The organism is Pseudomonas sp. ANT_H4 (assembly GCF_008369295.1).
Lineage (GTDB): Bacteria > Pseudomonadota > Gammaproteobacteria > Pseudomonadales > Pseudomonadaceae > Aquipseudomonas.
In genome coordinates this window covers 260,422-278,924 of sequence record NZ_VOBG01000003.1, presented here as the reverse complement: position 1 = coordinate 278,924, position 18,503 = coordinate 260,422, and the positions used below count along the sequence as shown (strand labels likewise).

Annotated in this window: 12 protein-coding genes, 2 tRNA genes and 2 pseudogenes; 4 read left to right on the top strand and 12 right to left on the bottom strand. The window is 59.6% G+C overall.

The genetic code is table 11. The features are described 5' to 3' along the window. Nucleotides 1-120: 120 nt before the first annotated feature. Together rlmB and rnr are read right to left on the bottom strand one after the other, a co-directional pair. Nucleotides 121-879, bottom strand: coding sequence for a 23S rRNA (guanosine(2251)-2'-O)-methyltransferase RlmB (rlmB, locus tag FQ182_RS05830; RefSeq protein WP_149411147.1), 759 nt, complete (start codon nucleotides 877-879; stop codon nucleotides 121-123). Next, nucleotides 876-3,506: a ribonuclease R gene (rnr, locus tag FQ182_RS05825; RefSeq protein WP_149411148.1), complete on the bottom strand. Its 2,631-nt coding sequence runs from the start codon at nucleotides 3,504-3,506 to the stop codon at nucleotides 876-878. The genes rlmB and rnr overlap by 4 nt, the downstream gene beginning before the upstream one ends. Before the next feature lie 224 nt (nucleotides 3,507-3,730). Between rnr and FQ182_RS05820 the strand changes: the two genes are divergently transcribed. From FQ182_RS05820 to FQ182_RS05805, 4 genes are all read left to right on the top strand, one after another. After that, a tRNA-Leu gene (locus FQ182_RS05820) sits at nucleotides 3,731-3,817 on the top strand. 183 nt (nucleotides 3,818-4,000) lie between these two features. Then, nucleotides 4,001-4,087 (top strand) — tRNA-Leu (locus tag FQ182_RS05815). Nucleotides 4,088-4,291: 204 nt separating this feature from the next. Further along, a complete protein-coding gene (locus FQ182_RS05810) occupies nucleotides 4,292-5,317 on the top strand; it encodes an extracellular solute-binding protein (RefSeq protein ID WP_149411149.1) in 1,026 nt (341 codons plus the stop codon). Then, nucleotides 5,317-6,882, top strand: a complete 1,566-nt coding sequence (locus tag FQ182_RS05805; protein ID WP_149411150.1) for an iron ABC transporter permease — start codon at nucleotides 5,317-5,319, stop codon at nucleotides 6,880-6,882. The genes FQ182_RS05810 and FQ182_RS05805 overlap by 1 nt, the downstream gene beginning before the upstream one ends. 33 nt (nucleotides 6,883-6,915) lie before the next feature. Here the strand turns inward: FQ182_RS05805 and FQ182_RS30855 are convergent. From FQ182_RS30855 to mutL, 10 genes and pseudogenes are all read right to left on the bottom strand, one after another. Beyond that, a pseudogene (locus tag FQ182_RS30855) lies at nucleotides 6,916-7,431 on the bottom strand (methyl-accepting chemotaxis protein); the annotation flags it as partial. A gap of 390 nt (nucleotides 7,432-7,821) precedes the next feature. Continuing rightward, nucleotides 7,822-7,875: pseudogene (locus tag FQ182_RS30850) on the bottom strand (hypothetical protein); the annotation flags it as partial. 1,114 nt (nucleotides 7,876-8,989) lie between these two features. Continuing rightward, complete coding sequence (locus FQ182_RS05795; RefSeq protein WP_010213605.1) at nucleotides 8,990-10,279, bottom strand: adenylosuccinate synthase; 1,290 nt, start codon at nucleotides 10,277-10,279, stop codon at nucleotides 8,990-8,992. Between the two features lie 54 nt (nucleotides 10,280-10,333). Beyond that, the gene (locus FQ182_RS05790) at nucleotides 10,334-11,521 is read right to left on the bottom strand and encodes an ATP phosphoribosyltransferase regulatory subunit (RefSeq protein ID WP_149411152.1); all 1,188 of its coding nucleotides are present in this window, start codon (nucleotides 11,519-11,521) and stop codon (nucleotides 10,334-10,336) included. Between the two features lie 299 nt (nucleotides 11,522-11,820). Next, nucleotides 11,821-12,690 (bottom strand): protease modulator HflC, encoded by an 870-nt coding sequence (hflC, locus tag FQ182_RS05785; protein WP_133101425.1) that lies wholly within the window; start codon nucleotides 12,688-12,690, stop codon nucleotides 11,821-11,823. Further along, nucleotides 12,690-13,865, bottom strand: coding sequence for an FtsH protease activity modulator HflK (gene hflK / locus FQ182_RS05780; RefSeq protein WP_149411153.1), 1,176 nt, complete (start codon nucleotides 13,863-13,865; stop codon nucleotides 12,690-12,692). The genes hflC and hflK overlap by 1 nt, the downstream gene beginning before the upstream one ends. A 96-nt stretch (nucleotides 13,866-13,961) precedes the next feature. Further along, nucleotides 13,962-15,263, bottom strand: coding sequence for a ribosome rescue GTPase HflX (gene hflX, locus FQ182_RS05775; RefSeq protein ID WP_149411154.1), 1,302 nt, complete (start codon nucleotides 15,261-15,263; stop codon nucleotides 13,962-13,964). Nucleotides 15,264-15,275: 12 nt separating this feature from the next. Continuing rightward, nucleotides 15,276-15,536 (bottom strand): RNA chaperone Hfq, encoded by a 261-nt coding sequence (hfq, locus tag FQ182_RS05770; RefSeq protein WP_133101422.1) that lies wholly within the window; start codon nucleotides 15,534-15,536, stop codon nucleotides 15,276-15,278. A gap of 94 nt (nucleotides 15,537-15,630) precedes the next feature. Then, nucleotides 15,631-16,602 carry a tRNA (adenosine(37)-N6)-dimethylallyltransferase MiaA gene (miaA, locus tag FQ182_RS05765; protein WP_149411155.1) on the bottom strand — a complete coding sequence of 324 codons (972 nt, stop codon included), beginning with the start codon at nucleotides 16,600-16,602 and terminating at the stop codon, nucleotides 15,631-15,633. After that, nucleotides 16,602-18,494, bottom strand: coding sequence for a DNA mismatch repair endonuclease MutL (gene mutL / locus FQ182_RS05760; RefSeq protein WP_178114396.1), 1,893 nt, complete (start codon nucleotides 18,492-18,494; stop codon nucleotides 16,602-16,604). The genes miaA and mutL overlap by 1 nt, the downstream gene beginning before the upstream one ends. Nucleotides 18,495-18,503: the final 9 nt, after the last annotated feature.

The window sequence follows — 18,503 nt, the reverse complement described above, 5'->3', positions numbered from 1 at the left end:
AGAAAGGGCGCAAGGCAATTGGTGATTATTTGAACAATCACAGACACTGCGAAAAATGTGAGCCTGGCCCTAACGCTGTAGGAGCGAGCTTGCTCACCCCTACAGTAGATAGTGCGCGAATCAGGACTTCTTGGCTTTGGCCTTGGCGCCGCGCTGACGCAGCGCTTCGAACAGGCACACGCCCGTCGCTACCGACACGTTGAGGCTGCTGACGCTACCCGCCATCGGCAGGTTCACCAGGTAATCACAATGCTCGCGGGTCAGGCGACGCATGCCCTTACCCTCGGCCCCCATGATCAGGATGGTAGGACCGGTGAGGTCTTGGTCATAAATGCTGACCTCGGCCTCCCCCGCTGTGCCGACAACCCACAAGCCGCGCTGCTGGAGCTTCTCCAGGGTGCGCGCCAGGTTGGTCACCGCCACCAGCGGAATTACTTCCGCCGCACCACAGGCCACTTTGCGCACGGTAGGCGTCAAGGTGGCCGACTTGTCCTTGGGAACGATCACCGCCAGCGCACCGGCAGCATCCGCCGAACGCAAGCAGGCGCCGAGGTTGTGGGGATCGGTCACGCCGTCGAGCACCAACAGCAACGGCGCACCTTCAGTGCGATCGAGCAACTCATCGAGCATCGCCTCGCCCCAGACCTGGCTCGGACTCACGTCCGCCACCACACCCTGGTGCACGCCTTCAACCCAGACGTCCATTTCGCGACGCTCGGCCTGGCCCACGGCCACGCGATTTTCGTTAGCCAGTTCGATCAGCGTTTGTACCCGCGGATCATTGCGACCTTCCGCCAGCCAAACCTGCTTGACGCGTTTTGGGTGGTGACGCAGCAACGCTTCTACGGCGTGTACGCCATAGATTTTTTCCAGACTCATGACTTGGCCTTAGGTTTGCGCGACCCGCCGCTTTTCGCGGGAGCCGAACCCGCTTTTGGCGGGCCTTTACGGTGTTTACTCGGCTTGCTCGACGGCTTTTCCGCCCCCTGGGACTTTCCCGCAGACGCCGCTTTACCACCGCTTTTCGCTTCGTTGAGCAATGCCTGCTTCAACTCACGGCTCTTGCGCAGCTCGGCGTTTTTCGCCGCAGCATCGCCTGGACGGTAAACCTCAGGGGCTTTTTCCTTGGTCGACGTGCGACGACCAGCAGCCTTGGCCGGTGCAGACTCGACAGCGGCTTTCGCAGGGACGCCCTTGCCAGCAGGAGCAGTGGCTTCAGCGCCACGCTTCTTGCGGCCAATCGGTGCGGCAATGGTTTTTTCCGCCATTTCGAAGTCGATCTTGCGTTCGTCGAGGTCGACGCGCATGACCCGTACTTCCACGGTGTCGCCCAAGCGGAAGCTGCGACCGGTGCGCTCGCCCGCCAGACGGTGATGCACAGGGTCGAAGTGGTAGTAGTCACCCGGCAAGGCGGTGACGTGCACCAGGCCTTCGACGTAGATGTCAGTCAGCTCGACGAACAAGCCAAAACCGGTCACCGCAGTGATCACACCAGGGAACGACTCGCCAACACGGTCTTTCATGAACTCGCACTTGAGCCAATTCACCACGTCGCGGGTGGCTTCGTCGGCGCGACGCTCGCTCATGGAGCATTGTTCGCCCAACTGTTCCAGGGCCGCTTCGTCGTACGGATAAATCCGCGCCTTCGGAATGGTCATGGCACCGGCGCGCTGGACGTGCGGGGTGTTCTGCTTGGAATGGATCACGCTACGGATCGCCCGGTGCGTGAGCAAGTCCGGATAACGGCGAATCGGCGAGGTGAAGTGGGTGTACGCCTCGTAATTCAGGCCAAAGTGACCCTGGTTATCAGCGCTGTACACCGCCTGGCTCAAGGAACGCAGCATGACGGTCTGGATCAGATGGAAATCCGGACGGTCCTTGATGCTCGCCAACAAGGCCTGGTAATCCTTCGGCGACGGGCCGTCCTTGCCTTTGTGCAGGGACAGGCCAAGCTCACCGAGGAAGGCGCGCAGTTTTTCCAGACGCTCCGGCGGCGGACCATCGTGAACCCGATACAGCGCAGGAATCTCGTGTTTCTTCAGGAATTCGGCGGTGGCCACGTTGGCGGCCAGCATGCATTCCTCGATCAGCTTGTGCGCATCGTTACGGGTAGTCGGAGTGATTTCGGCGATCTTGCGCTCGGAACCGAAGATGATCCGGGTTTCCTGGGTTTCAAAATCGATCGCGCCACGTATATGACGTGCGTCCAGCAATACCTTGTACAGCGCATAAAGCTGCTTGAGGTGCGGCACGACATGGCCGTACTCATCACGCAGAGTCTTGGCTTCGCTGGTTTTCGGCTGCTCCAGGATGGTGCTGACCTTGTTGTAGGTCAGGCGCGCCTGGGAGTGGATCACTGCCTCGTAAAACTGGTAATCGGTCATTTCGCCGGTTTTCGAGATAGTCATCTCGCAGACCATGGCCAAGCGGTCGACTTTCGGGTTCAGCGAGCACAAGCCGTTGGACAACTGCTCAGGCAGCATCGGAATTACGCGCTCGGGGAAATACACCGAGTTGCCGCGCACCTGGGCTTCATTGTCCAGGGCCGAACCGATCTTCACGTAGCTGGACACGTCGGCAATGGCGACGAACAATTTCCAGCCGCCGGAGAACAGGCGCAGCTTGCCAGGCTTGGCTTCGCAATAGACCGCATCGTCGAAGTCACGAGCATCTTCGCCGTCAATGGTGACGAACGGCAGATGGCGCAGGTCGATGCGTTTCTCTTTGTCTTTTTCTTCGACTACCGGCTTGAGCTTGGCAGCCTCTTTCAGCACAGCTTCAGGCCAGACGTGAGGAATATCGTAGGTGCGCAACGCAACATCGATTTCCATGCCCGGCGCCATGTAGTTGCCGACCACTTCAACGATATCGCCCTGAGGCTGGAAGCGTGGAGTTGGCCAATGGGTGATTTTCACCTCGACAAACTGACCGACCTTCGCGGCGCCGTTACGGCCCGGCGTGACCAGCACTTCCTGCTGGATCTTCGGGTTATCCGGAATCACGAAGCCGATGCCACCCTCTTCGAAGTACCGGCCGACGATAGACTCGTGGGCGCGCGATACCACCTCGACGATCACGCCTTCGCGACGACCGCGACGGTCCAGACCCGACACGCGTGCCAGAGCACGATCGCCATCGAACACCAAGCGCATTTGCGCCGGGCTCATGAACAGGTCGTCGCTGCCGTCGTCCGGGATCAGGAAACCGAAACCATCACGGTGGCCGGCAATGCGACCAAGGATCAGGTCGAGCTTGTCCACGGGCGCGTACGTGCCACGGCGGGTGTAGATCAACTGAGCATCGCGCTCCATGGCGCGCAAGCGGCGGCGCAGGGCTTCGAGTTGGTCTTCGGTGGTCAGACCGAATTCTTCAACCAACTGCTCGCGGCTAGCAGGCGAACCCCGATCGGCGAGATGCGCCAGAATCAGTTCGCGGCTAGGAATAGGGTTTTCATATTTTTCCGCTTCACGAGCGGCCTCGGGATCGAGGGACTGCCAATCGGCCATTAGAGAGTTTTCACCTTGTCTATATGCGGGTTAGTTTGGCATACGCGTATTGAAACGGGAAATTTCAGACATCAACAAGCTCGTAAAAACACTTTGTAGCCCCTGGAACGCACCTTGCGCGACCGCCCGGGAAATTTTCCAGGCTTTTTTGATGACAGGGGTTTACAGTTTAAAAGGTGGTCCGTATAGTGCGCGCCATCGACGACGGCAACGTTGCCGATACTGCCCAGATGGTGAAATTGGTAGACACGCCAGCTTCAGGTGCTGGTGACCGCAAGGTCGTGGAAGTTCGAGTCTTCTTCTGGGCACCAATTTCGAGCTTGAGATCCAAACGATCACAAGACTCTCACAAAAACCCGCGAAAGCGGGTTTTTGCGTTACAGACCTTTGATTTTTAACGACAAACTTGATTTATAAAATCAAATCAGGGGTTTACAGATCAAAAACCGCTCCGTATAGTTCGCTCCATCAACAGCGGCAACGTTGCTGATGCTGCCCAGATGGTGAAATTGGTAGACACGCCAGCTTCAGGTGCTGGTGACCGCAAGGTCGTGGAAGTTCGAGTCTTCTTCTGGGCACCAATTCAAAACTTGAGGCTTTAACCTTAAGTCTCACAAAAACCCGCGAAAGCGGGTTTTTGCGTTTCTGGCCTACCGAAATTCATGCTGGTTTTGCGGCGTTCTTGAAAGATCGCAGCCTCGTTTCACTCGACAGCTCCTACATCCGCTCCTACGATCGTTTATCATTCTCACGATTTGTTGCAATTCAAGTGAGGAACCCTGCGAATGATGATCCGCGATACCCGTCTCAAGACATCCCTTCTGCGTGGCTTGACCATCACTCTGCTCGGCCTGACACTGCTGTCGCCCGCCGCTTATTCCGCCGACAAGGTCGCACTGACCTTGTACAACGGCCAACACAAGGAGGTCGGCGATGAACTCGCCAAGGCCTTCGAAGCCAAGACCGGCATCCACGTCAATGTGCGCAAGGGCAGCAGCAACCAGCTGGCCAGCCAGGTCGTCGAAGAAGGTGACCGCTCCCCTGCCGACGTGATCTACACCGAAGAGTCGCCGCCGCTGAACAAACTCGGCGAACAAGGCTTGCTCGCCACCATCGACGCCAGCACCCTTGACGTGCTGCCCAAGGAATACGTGGCCGGCAACAGCGCCTGGATGGGCGTGACGGCGCGCACCCGCGTCGTGGCTTTCAACCCGAAACTGATTGACGAGAAAGACCTGCCCAAATCGGTGCTGGAATTTGCCGAGCCCCAGTGGCAAGGCAAGGTCGGCTTTGTGCCTACCAGCGGCGCTTTCCAGGAGCAGGCCGTGGCCATCATCAAGATGCACGGACGCGAAGCTGCCGAGGAATGGCTGACCGGCTTGCGTGCGTTCGGCAAGGTCTACAGCAACAATATGGTCGCCCTTAAAGCAGTGGAAAATGGCGAAGTCGCCACTGTGCTGGTGAACAACTACTACTGGTTTGCCCTGAAGAAAGAAAAAACCAATCTGGATTCGCAACTGCACTACTTCACCGATGGCGATGCGGGCGGCCTGATCACCGTGTCTGCCGCGGCCGCATTGAAATCCAGCAAACACCCGAAAGAAGCCCAGCAATTGCTGGCATTCATGGTCAGCGAAGAAGGCCAGCGGGTGATCACCAACACCTCCGCCGAGTACCCCCTGCGCAAGGGTATGGAGTCCAATCGCGGCCTCAAGCCTTTCAGCGAGCTGCAACCGCCGAAAGTTACCCCCGCCGACCTGGGCAACGCCGAAGAAGCCCTGGAACTGGAACGTGACGTTGGCTTGAACTGATGAACCCATCGCTACCCGCCCCCGCCTTGCGCGGGGCGTTTACGCCAAGACGCAAACGCCCTTCGATCTGGCTGCTGCTGCCGGTTTTACTGCTGGTGGGCCTGAGCCTGTTACCACTGGTCTATGTCGGCCTCAAGGCCTGGCAGGCCGGCTGGGCCGAGGCCGTACATTTGCTGTGGCGACCGTATGTATTCGGGCTACTGCGCAATACCCTGGCGTTGATGGTGGGCGTGACGGTGGCCTGCGCGGTGATCGGCCTGTCCCTCGCTTGGCTGCTGGAACGCAGCAACCTGCCAGGGCGACGGATCTGGGGAGTGATCCTGTGCCTGCCGTTTGCGGTGCCGGCGTTTGTCAGCAGTTTTACCTGGGTGTCCCTGAGCGCCAACTTTGAAGGATTAGGCGGTGCAATCCTGGTGATGACCCTTTCCAAGTACCCACTGGTATTTTTGCCCGTGGCGGCGACCTTGCGCAATCTTGATCCGTCCCTGGAGGAATCAGCCCGCACTCTGGGGCTCAATCGCTGGGGCGTCTTCTTTCGCATCACCTTGCCACTGCTGTGGCCGTCACTGCTGGCTGGGGCGCTGTTGATTGCCCTGCATATGCTGGTGGAGTTCGGCGCCCTGTCGATCATCGGCCTGCAAACCTTTACCACTGCGATCTATCAGCAATTCGAGCTGGAGTTCAGCAATGCCAACGCGGCGATGCTGTCAGCGGTGCTATTGGTAATGTGCCTGACGCTACTGTGGCTTGAGCTGCGGGTACGCGGTAAAGGCCGACACGTGCGCACCGGTCAAGGCGCCGCGCGACATGCCGAACAGGTACATCTCGGCAAATGGACGACGCCGGGACAACTGTATTGCCTGCTGCTGGCGATCATAGGCAGCGGCATTCCCTTGGGCATGCTCGGCTACTGGCTGGCCGTTGGCTCTTCGGCGGCCTTTCCGGTGGCCGCGATCAGCGAAGCCCTGCTCTCCTCCCTGGCGCTGTCCCTCGGCGGCGCTGCCCTGTGCCTGGCACTGGCGGTACCGGTCGGGTTGCTGGTGGTGCGCCACAAGGGCCAGTTGGCGATGTGGGCCGAACGCTTGCCGTATTTACTGCATGCGCTGCCCGGCTTGGTGATTGCGCTGACGCTGGTGTATTTCGCCCTGCATTATGTGCCGGCGCTGTATCAGACCTCGGCGCTATTGCTGATTGCCTATGCACTGCTGTTTCTGCCGCTGGCCCAGGCGCCGATCCGCACGGCGCTGAACAAGGCCGCACCGCAATTGGAAGAAGCCGCGCGCACGCTGGGCGCGTCGTCGTTCAGTGCGTTTTGTCGGGTGACCCTACCGATTATCTTCCCGGCACTGGGGGCGGCGTTTGCGCTGGTATTTCTGGATGCCATGAAGGAATTGACGGCGACGTTGCTGCTCAGCCCCACCGGGCTGAATACTCTGGCAACGGCCGTGTGGGCGCACACCTCAAATGTCGAGTTCGCAGCGGCGGCGCCTTATGCGGCGCTGTTGATTCTAGTGTCGGGGTTGCCGGTTTACCTGCTTACAACGCGGATGTATTTGAGCCGGTGAAATGAGGGAGCTTCACTCCCTCACCACAACACCTCAAGCCCTGAACTGCCCCAGGCTCGCCTTCAACTGCGCAGCTAGCCCATCCAGCACCTTGCCGCTAGCGGTGGTCTCCACCACTGCCTGGGCCGCCCGTTCGGCCTGGGCATGAATGATCTCAACCCGCCCACGCACGGCATGAGCCCCTTGCGCCTGATGCTCCGCCGCCCGAGTCGCCAGGCCAATCGCCGCATGCACCTGCTCCACCGAGGCCTGCACCGACTGCTGCAAGCGCACGCTGTCGCGCAGCACCAGCAAACCTTCGCTGGCCTGGCGCCCGGCCTTGCCGATGGTTGCCACGGCCTCACGAGCGCCCTGCTGCAACGCAACGATATGAGCCTGAATATCACCGGTGGAGCTTTGCGTCTTACTGGCCAGGGCCCGCACCTCATCTGCCACCACCGCAAAGCCACGACCGGTCTCGCCGGCACGCGCCGCCTCGATAGCCGCGTTCAGCGCCAGTAGGTTGGTCTGCTCGGCAATCCCGTGGATCACCGTCAACACCACTTCAATCTGCTCGCTCTGCTGTGCCAGGCGTTCGATGACCTTGGCGCCAGTTTCAACCTGCCCCGCCAACGCCTCGATCAGGCTGCCGACCTCGGCCGAAGTGCGGGAGTTTTCGTCGGTAGCCTGGCGAATATCCACCACCTGCTGCAAAGCCGCCTGCATGGCATGGCTTTCCGCCTGGGCCTCATCAGCCATTTGCGACAACGCTCGCAGGCTTTCGGCCACTTCATCGCGCTGCAAGCCGGCGGCCGCATCGGCGCCAGCGTTACGCAAGGTCATCGCGCCGATTTCCACGCCGGTACGCTGGGCCACATCGCCCGCCTCACGGACGATAGGCTGCAACTTATCGACAAAGCGATTGACGGCCGCGGCCATGTCGCCAATTTCGTCCTTGCTGCTGATTTGTACACGCTTGGTCAGATCGCCCTCGCCCGCCGCCAAATCGTCCATAGCGGCGATCAGCAACTTCAGGCGATTGACCACCCGACGCCCAAGCACGACGGCAATCAACAGCAGCACGCCAAACCCCACCACTGCTAAGCCCATACCGATGCGCCAGCGCAAGGTACCAGCGGCCTCCTGCACGGCGCCGGTGGTGTTGGCGGTCATTTGGGTCGCGGTCGCTTGCGCCGACTGCAACCGCGCCCCCATGGCTGCCGCGCTATCCGCCGCTGCACCCTTGAGGCTGTCACCCACCAACTGATCACTGCTGGCGATCAGCGCTGCAAACCGTGCATCCAGGGCTGCAAGGTCGGTTTCTACCGATGCAGTAGAAACCCCCATGATGACTTTACCGATCTCCACGCCGTTGGGGCTGATGGAGGATTCAAGGTAGTAAACCGACGGATCGTTCTTCGCCGCATCCAGTACTTTATCCAGGGCACGGTCGCCCCGACCCTTTTCCAGCAACGCCTTGTTGATCGGGTTTTCCCGGTTCAGATAGCGAGTCAGGTGTTGACCGGTAGCGTCGTCATAGACCACGAACAGCACATTGGGATTGCGCTGGGCGCGCCGGGCAAACTCCGACAGCGTCGGCACATCGCTGTCCCACATGGCGCGGGGCGCCACCGAGGCCAGCAACTGCGCCATGTCATTGGCGGAGTCCTTCAGGTCTTTTTCCAGGGTCGCACGCAGCTGCTTCTGCTCTTCCTGCAGACGGGTCGAAAGTCCGGCTGTCAGACGCTGACGAGTGCTGGAAGACAGACTGTCCAGACTGGAAGTGACCTCTTTCCCGGCTTGCGCCAACTCAAAGGAGAGTTTTTGGCTATCCACCCCCAAGCGATTACCCAAATCGGCTTCCAGGGCAGTGACTGTGCTCCGAGTCAGAGCGACGGCCACCAGCACTTGCACCAAAAGAGCGATACCAAGGGTAACGAACACCGGCCGCAACAGACGGCTTTGTAACAATGAGAGAACGGCAGACATCGGGAATCCCTCCATCACGGGTGCCATTAATTTGATAGCACCGCGAAAGAAAGAAACACAGCAAGGGTCGTGCCGTACGCAAGACAGAAACGACAAAGGGTCCCCGAAGGGACCCTTTGCTTTTTACATCAACAGCTTATTAAGCGAACGGATGACGCAGAACGATGGTCTCGTTGCGGTCCGGGCCCGTCGAAATAATGTCAATCGGCGCGCCGATCAGCTCTTCAACGCGCTTGATGTAAGCACGGGCGTTGGCTGGCAGCTCTTCCAGAGTCTTGGCACCCACGGTCGACTCAGTCCAGCCCGGCACTTCTTCGTACACAGGCTGCAGGCCCACGTAGCTGTCAGCGTCAGTTGGGGCAACATCCTTACCTTCCGCATCTTTGTAGCCGATGCAGATGTTGATGGTTTCCAGGCCGTCGAGTACGTCTAGCTTGGTCAGGCAAATGCCCGAGATGCTGTTCACATCAATAGCGCGACGCAGGATAACGGCGTCAAACCAGCCACAACGGCGTGCGCGGCCAGTAGTCGCGCCAAACTCGTGACCTTGTTTAGCCAGGTGCGCACCGACTTCGTCGAATAGCTCAGTCGGGAATGGACCCGAACCTACACGCGTGGTGTACGCCTTGGTGATGCCGAGGATGTAGTCCAGGAACATCGGGCCAACGCCCGAACCGGTCGCAACGCCGCCAGCGGTGGTGTTGGAACTGGTTACGTACGGGTAGGTGCCGTGGTCGATGTCCAGCAACGAACCCTGGGCGCCTTCGAACATGATGTCTTTGCCAGCGCGACGCAGGTCGTGCAGCTCGGCAGTCACATCCAGCATCAGTGGCTTGAGCAGCTCAGCATATTCCTTGCACTCAGCCAGGGTCTTTTCAAATTCGATGGCGGGCTCTTTGTAGTAACCAACCAGCATGAAGTTGTGGTAATCCACCAGTTCACGCAGTTTGTCTTCAAAGCGCGGCATGTTGAGCAGGTCGCCAACACGCAGGCCACGACGTGCAACCTTGTCTTCGTAGGCCGGGCCGATGCCGCGACCGGTAGTACCGATCTTCAGCTCGCCACGGGCCTTTTCACGGGCCTGATCCAGCGCAACGTGGAAGGACAGGATCAGCGGACAGGAAGGGCTGATGCGCAGGCGCTCGCGCACTGGTACGCCTTTCTCTTCCAGCTTGGTGATCTCGCGCAGCAGGGCGTCAGGTGCAACCACCACGCCGTTGCCGATCAGGCACTGCACGCCTTCGCGCAATACGCCCGACGGAATCAGGTGCAAGACGGTTTTTTCGCCATCGATGACCAGGGTGTGACCAGCGTTGTGGCCACCTTGGTAGCGCACTACGGCGGCAGCATGTTCGGTCAGCAGATCAACGATCTTGCCTTTGCCCTCATCACCCCATTGGGTGCCCAGGACTACGACATTCTTACCCATAACACTTGTCCTCATTCGCGCAAACTTGGTACCGGCAGCGGCCGGCAGGAAAACTCAAGAAGCCAGTGGCGATACTTGCCAAAGCCCGTTCTGCAGAATCAATTGCCGGTCGCAGTCCACTTCACGGGCGGCGGCCAATGGCTGCCCAGGCAATGCCTGGACGACACGCTGACCCTCACTGCGCAACTGGCAAACCTGCTGCCAGAGTGCTGCATCCGTACTGTCGGGCATCCAGATACCGCCAGACGGTAACTCGACCTCAGCACGCCCCAGGGTCACCAGGGTTTTCAAATCGGTGGAAAAACCGGTCGCTGGACGGGCACGACCGAAGTCGGCGCCAATGTCGTCATAACGACCACCCTGGGCGATGGCCTGGCCAACACCCGGAACAAACACCGCGAACACCACACCGGTGTGGTAGTGGTAACCGCGCAACTCACCCAGGTCGAAATACAGCGGTAACTGCGGGAACCGCGCCGACAGGCGCTCGGCAATCGCCAGCACATCGTCCAGGGCCGCCAAAACAGGGGCCGGCGCGTTCGCCAGAAGGTCCTTGGCGGCAACCAACACTTCAGGGCCACCACACAGGTCCACCAGCGCACGCAGCATGCCAGCCAGATCAGCGGGTACAGCCTCGGTCAGGGCGATGACTTCATCGATAGCCTTGCGCTGCAGGGCATCGAACAACTGTTGCTCCACTTCACCGGACAAACCAGCCGCACGGGACAGGCCGCGGTAGATACCGACATGACCCAGGTCCATGTGGACATCCGGCACATCGGCCAGTTGCAGCATCGCCAGCATCAGGCTGATAACTTCCACGTCACTGCTCGGGCTGGCATCACCGTACAACTCGGCGCCCAGCTGTATCGGGCTACGGGAAGACGACAACGCACGCGGCTGAGCATGCAGGACGCTGCCGGCGTAGCACAGGCGGCTCGGCCCTTCACGGCGCAGGGTGTGCGCATCGATGCGCGCTACTTGCGGCGTGATGTCGGCGCGAAAGCCCATTTGCCGGCCCGACTGCGGGTCGATGACCTTGAAGGTGCGCAGATCCAGGTCCTGGCCCGCGCCGGTCAGCAGGGATTCCAGGTACTCGATATGGGGAGTCACGACAAACTCGTAACCCCAGCTCTGGAACAGATCCAACACCTGGCGACGCGCTACTTCAATGCGCGCAGCTTCTGGTGGCAGTACTTCTTCGATGCCATCTGGCAGCAGCCAGCGGTCTACCGTTGCCATTACGCCATTCCCCTATGATCCGGGCGGCAAGCCGTCAGGCGAGCCTTGAGTGAAGCAGAAAATGCCCGGTCCATTTGCATAAACCACGCGCATGAACAACGTGACGAATGGCCAGCAATCGGCCTCGTCGGGCACCTTCCTCGAAAAACCTGTCGTGTCGATACAACAAACGACAATCAAACATGCAGACGCAAAAAAGCCGGGAATTTCCCGGCTGCCGCATCATACACCCGTTTTCCCAAAGGATCACCCCGCCAAGCATTTTAGCCCGACGGAGTGCCCTTCAAGTCAACGTGGGATCAGGGCTTGGACTTTTCCAGGTAACGGAAGAAGTCGCTGCTCGGATCCAGAACCATGACGTCGGTTTTGTTCGCGAAACTTTCACGGTAGGCGCGCAGGCTGCGATAGAACGCGTAGAACTCCTGGTCCTGGCCATAAGCCTTGGCGTAGATCGACGCGGCTTGAGCATCACCATCACCACGGGACTCTTCAGACTCGCGATAGGCTTCTGCCAACAGCACTCGACGCTGACGGTCAGCATCCGCACGGATACCTTCAGCCAGTTCGTTACCCTTGGCGCGGTGCTCACGAGCCTCACGCTCACGCTCAGTGCTCATGCGCTCGAACACGCTGCGGTTCACTTCCTTCGGCAGATCAATGGCCTTGACCCGAACATCGACAACCTCGATGCCCAGCTCTTTTTCAGCCATCTTGTTCAGCGAAGCCGTGATATCCGCCATCAGCGCATCACGCTCACCGGATACCACCTCGTGCAGGGTGCGCTTACCAAACTGGTCACGCAGGCCCGATTCCAGACGGCGCGACAAACGCTCGTCGGCAATCTGCTTGAGGCCGGAAGTCGCAGTGTAGAAGCGCTCGGCATCCTTGACGCGCCACTTGGCGTAGGCGTCAACCATCACGGCTTTCTTTTCCAGGGTCAGGAAGCGCTGTGTCGGTGCATCCAGCGTCATCAGGCGCGCATCAAACTTGCGCACCTGGTTGACGTAGGGGACTTTCACATGCAGGCCTGGCTGGACATCTGCCTGGACCACGCGACCGAATTGCAGCAACACCGCACGCTCGGTCTGAGCCACGATATAGAAGCAGTTCCAGGCAGCGATGACCACGACGACGCCCACAATCAGGGCGGTCAGCGATTTATTGCTCATCAACGACTCTCCCTGGTACGTGTTTGCTGTTGCTGCAAGTCAGCGGCCGCACGGGCACTCGCTTCGTTGGCAGCGGCAGTCGAACCGGTTGCCGGAGCACTGGTACCGCTACGACCACCTTCGATCATCTTGTCCAGCGGCAGGTAAAGCAGATTATTCTGCCCGCCCTTGTTGCCGGTCACGAGAACCTTGCTGGTGTTGGTGAAGACTTCCTGCATGGTGTCCAGGTACAGACGCTCGCGGGTGACTTCCGGTGCCTTGCGGTACTCGGCCACCAGTTTGGTGAAGCGATCCGCCTCACCCTTGGCGCGAGAGACCACTTCGTCGCGGTAACCGTTGGCATCTTCAAGGATGCGCTGGGCCTGACCACGGGCTTCCGGCACCACGCCGTTGGCGTAGGTTTCAGCCTGGTTGCGCGAACGCTGCTCGTCTTCACGGGCGCGGATCACATCATCGAAGGCTTCCTGCACTTCACGCGGTGCGGCTGCGCTCTGTATGTTGACCTGGGTGACGGTGATACCGGTGCGATACGTATCGAGGAACCGTTGCAGGCGCTCCTTGATCTCGCTGGCCATCAACTCACGACCTTCGGTCAGCACCTGATCCATCGCGGTGGAACCCACCACATGGCGCAGGGCGCTTTCGGTCGCTTGTTGCAGACTGATTTCCGGCTGATCGACGTTCAGAACGAAATCCTGCAGGTTGCTGATCTTGTACTGCACGGTCAGCGGCACTTCGAGGATGTTCTCGTCTTCGGTGAGCATCTGGCCCTGCTTGGTATACGCACGCTCACGCGTGACGTTTTCCATGTACTTCTTGTCGATCGGCGGGAAGTAGATGTTCAGGCCGGGGCCGACGGTCTCGTAGTATTTGCCGAAGCGCAGCACGACGGCCTGCTCCTGCTCATCCACTACGTATACCGCGCTGTACAGCCAGGCGGCGGCCAGCACGACGAGGCCGATACCGAGCATGCCATAAGCACCCCCTTTACCGGCACGACCACCTTCGTCACCACCACGTTTTTTTCCACCACCGAACAACCCATTCAGGCTTTCCTGCAGCTTTCGGAAGGCCTCGTCGAGATCTGGTGGCCCCTTGCGGTCGCCATTATTGCGGCGTTTACCACCCCAAGGATCCTGATTATTCGAGTTGCCACCCGGCTCATTCCAAGCCATAGCGATCTCCATCTGATAAAGCAAAGACGCACCCACGGCGCGCCGACCAATGCTACAGAATGCCTGCTACAGCGGCACAACCGCTTTCTCAGGCTTTTATTGCAAAGTGTGTTGCTCGATAAAGTCCATCGGCGGTATGCCTTCACGGCTAACCAACCGATTCAGCTCGGCCCGTGGCAATCGAACCGCCAGCAGACTGACACCTTCTTCGTCGTGTTCTTCTTTCTGGACCGCGCCCATTTCGAAAAACTGTGCACGCAGTCGAGCAAAACGCTGAGGCAAGCGCAAGGTGCCAACAAACAAATCGTTGCCCAGCAACTCGGCAACCGCCTGTTTGAGCAAGTCCAACCCGCAGCCATCCCGCGCCGAAAGCCATACCCGCTGGGGCCTGCCGTCTTCGTCACGCTGGATTTGCGGCTCCACGCCCTCAAGCAAATCGAGTTTGTTATAGACCTCAAGGATCGGCAAGTCCTGGGCCCCAATCTCGCCCAGTACCAGCATTACTTGTTCAATCTGCAACATCCGGTCAGGTTCGGCAGCATCGATCACATGCAACAGCAGGTCGGAGTTGCTCGACTCTTCGAGCGTAGCTCGAAACGCCTCGACCAGCTTGTGGGGCAAGTGACGAATGAAACCTACGGTATCGGCCAGCACGATCGGCCCCAGGTCGTCGATATCCAAACGGCGCAGGGTCGGGTCGAGGGTGGCGAACAGTTGGTCAGCGGCGTAAACGTCGGATTCCGTCACCGAATTGAACAGTGTGGATTTGCCGGCGTTGGTGTATCCCACCAGTGAAACGGTCGGGATATCGGCGCGCTTGCGGCCACGACGCGATTGCTCACGCTGGCTGCGAACCTTCTCAAGCCGAGCCTTGATCTGCTTCAGGCGAACCCGCAGCAAACGACGGTCGGTCTCCAACTGGGTTTCACCCGGGCCACGCAGGCCAATACCGCCTTTCTGGCGTTCAAGGTGAGTCCAGCCGCGAACCAGCCGGGTACTCATGTGCTCAAGCTGGGCCAATTCGACCTGGAGCTTGCCTTCATGGGTACGGGCGCGTTGGGCGAAAATATCGAGAATCAGACCCGTGCGGTCAATCACGCGACACTCGAAAACACGTTCGAGGTTACGTTCCTGACTGGGCGTAAGGGTGTGATTGAAAATAACCAGATCTACCTGTTCGGCTTTGACCAGGTCGCGCAATTCCTCGACCTTGCCGCTGCCAATCAGGTATTTGGCGGTTGGACGATGACGCGGCACGTTAATAAACGCGACAGTCTCGGCGCCAGCCGAAATTGCCAACTCCTGAAACTCCTGCGGATCTTCGCGCGCCTCAGGGTCCTGACCATCTAAGTGAACGAGGATTGCCCGCTCACCACCACCGTGGCGCTCAAAGAACAAAGGAGACTCCTATCAGGCGTTACCTGGCTCAGCGTCACCCAGTTCGGTTTCGGTTGCGCTAGGCAGACGAATTGGACGAACCGGCACTACTGTTGAGATAGCGTGCTTGTAAACCATTTGGCTAACGGTATTTTTCAGCAGGATGACGAACTGGTCGAAAGACTCGATCGTCCCTTGCAGCTTGATACCGTTGACCAGATAGATGGAAACCCCAACTTTCTCTTTACGTAAAGTATTCAAGTAAGGGTCTTGTAGCGAATGCCCTTTTGACATGTGCCGCACTCCTTTAAGGATCAATAATAAAAAATCGGAAAATAGATAGCTCGTAGCCGTCACACCCCCAAGGATAGACGGCAATTGCAAGGACTCAGCTCAATATGGAGACCGTTCCCAAGTATTTCAAGGCGCGTGACAGATTGTCGCAATCCAGACTGTCCAGCCAATGCAACTCAGTCCAACTGCGCAGCCAAGTGAACTGGCGCTTTGCCAACTGGCGCGTGGCAATGATGCCTCGCTCCTGCATTTCGGCTGACGTCAGCTTGCCATCCAGATGATCCCAGACTTGGCGGTAGCCTACAGCACGTATCGAAGGCAATCCTGGATGCAGATCACCTCTTGAACGCAATGCTACGACCTCCTCCACGAACCCCTGTTCCAACATAATTGTGAATCTTTGTGCAATTCGCTCATGCAGAACCTGACGATTAGCCGGAGCGATGCCCAGATTTGCGACAGTATAGGGTAATTGTGGCTGCCCCGAAGCGCCTGCATCAGTACTTTGCGCAGATTGTCTCAGTCTGTGGGCGGTCATGGTCTGCCCGCTGACCCGCCAGACTTCCAGAGCTCGTGAAAGGCGCTGAGGGTCATTGGGATGAATCCGCGCTGCAGACACCGGATCAACTGCCGCCAGTTGGTCATGCAGGGCTTGCCAGCCAAGGCGCACAGCCTCTTCTTCAAGCTCGGCGCGCACCTGGGGATCGGCTGGGGGCATATCAGCCAGACCTTCCTGCAAAGCCTTGTAGTAGAGCATCGTGCCGCCCACCAGCAGCGGAATATTGCCCCGCGCGGTAATTTCGGCCATGGCAACCAGGGCGTCAGTGCGAAAATCAGCCGCCGAGTAGCTCTCAGACGGGTCAATGATGTCGATCAACCGGTGGGGATGCAGGGCCAGCAACTCTTTCGAAGGCTTGGCAGTGCCGATATCCATTCCCCGGTAAACCAGGGCGGAGTCGACGCTGATCAGCTCGCAGGGCAGGACTTTGGTCAGCTCGATGGCCAAGTCGGTCTTGCCGGCGGCCGTCGGGCCCATCAGGAAGATGGCGGGAGGAAGAGCGCTCATCAACGACCACGCAAGAACAGTTTGTCCAGATCGTCTAGCCCCATCTGGGTCCAGGTCGGTCGGCCATGGTTGCATTGGCCGCTGCGTTCGGTGTTTTCCATGTCCCGCAGCAAACCGTTCATTTCCGGCAGGGCCAGGCGCCGATTGGCGCGGATCGCGCCGTGACAGGCCATGGTGCCGAGCAGTTCGTTGATGTGCGCCTGGATACGATCGCTGGTGCCGTACTCCATCAGGTCTGCCAGCACGTCAGCCACCAGCCGGTTAGCTTCGGCCTGCTTGAGCAGCGCCGGGATTTGCCGGATCGCCAGGGTTTCCGGGCCGAGGCGCTGCAGTTCAAAACCCAGCTTCTGAAACACGCTGACGTGCTCTTCGGCACAATCGGCTTCGCGCTGGCTGACCGCCAGGGATTCCGGCACCAGCAGCGGCTGGCCGCTCAGGCCTTCGCTGGCCATGGCGATTTTCAGGCGCTCGTACATGATCCGCTCGTGGGCGGCGTGCATGTCCACCAGTACCAGGCCGTGGGCGTTTTCCGCAAGAATGTAGATACCCTTGAGCTGGGCCAGAGCGTAACCCAAAGGCGGGACATCACCCTGACCTTCCGGCAACGCCGCCGCTCCCGCTTCGGGCAGCGGCGCGAAGAACTCGCGATAGGCTGCCTGGGCTTCAGCCACAGGCACCGCCAATTGCGGCCGGGGCGTGTATTGATACTGATATCCGGCGCCAGCACCCGACCCCGGCGCGGCGTAGCTCGGCTGGGTTTGCGGCTGTTCCAGCAGGTTGGCAGCCAGGCGCATTTCGCCCTGGGGGCCGAACTCACCGGCTTCCGGCCCCGTCGGGCGAACCATGGCCGTGGCAATCGGCGCCGACTGGTGATCGTCCGGACGTACATCGCCCAAGGCACGGTGCAAGGTGCCGTAGAGGAAATCGTGGACCATGCGCCCATCACGGAAGCGCACTTCGTGTTTGGTCGGGTGCACGTTGACGTCGACCACAGAAGGATCGACCTCAAAAAACAGCACAAAGGTCGGATGCCGACCGTTGAACAGCACGTCGCGATAAGCCTGGCGCACCGCGTGGGCCACCAGTTTGTCGCGCACCGCACGGCCGTTCACGTAGAAATACTGCAAATCCGCCTGGCTACGGGAGAAGGTCGGCAAACCGACCCAGCCCCACAGGTGCAAGCCATTACGCTCCACCTCAATGGGCAGCGCCTGCTCCAGGAAGCCTGCGCCACAAACTGCCGCCACACGCCGAGCGCGTGCCGCATCGTCACAGGCTTCGTGCAGGCTGAGGATGGTCTTGCCGTTGTGGCGCAGATGAAAGGCCACATCGAAGCGAGCCAGGGCCAGGCGCTTGATGACTTCTTGCAGGTGATCGAATTCGGTTTTTTCGGCCTTGAGAAATTTGCGACGCGCCGGGGTATTGAAGAACAGGTCGCGCACTTCCACCGACGTGCCCACCGGGTGGGCGGCCGGCTGGACCCTAGGCGCCATGTCGCGACCCTCGGTTTCCACTTGCCAGGCTTGCTCGGCGCCACGGGTGCGGGACGTCAGGGTCAGGCGGGCCACGGAACTGATAGAGGCCAGGGCCTCACCGCGAAAGCCCAGGCTCATCACCCGTTCAAGGTCTTCAAGGTCGCGAATTTTGCTGGTGGCGTGACGGGCCAGAGCCAGCGGCAGGTCATCGGAGGAGATGCCACTGCCATCGTCACGTACCCGCAGCAGCTTGACGCCGCCCTGCTCGACGTCGACGTCGATACGCTTGGCGCCGGAGTCCAGGCTGTTTTCCAGCAACTCCTTGATCACAGAAGCCGGCCGTTCTACCACCTCGCCAGCAGCAATCTGGTTGGCAAGGCGCGGGCTGAGCAATTCGATGCGTGAGGTGTTGCTCAATACCGATTC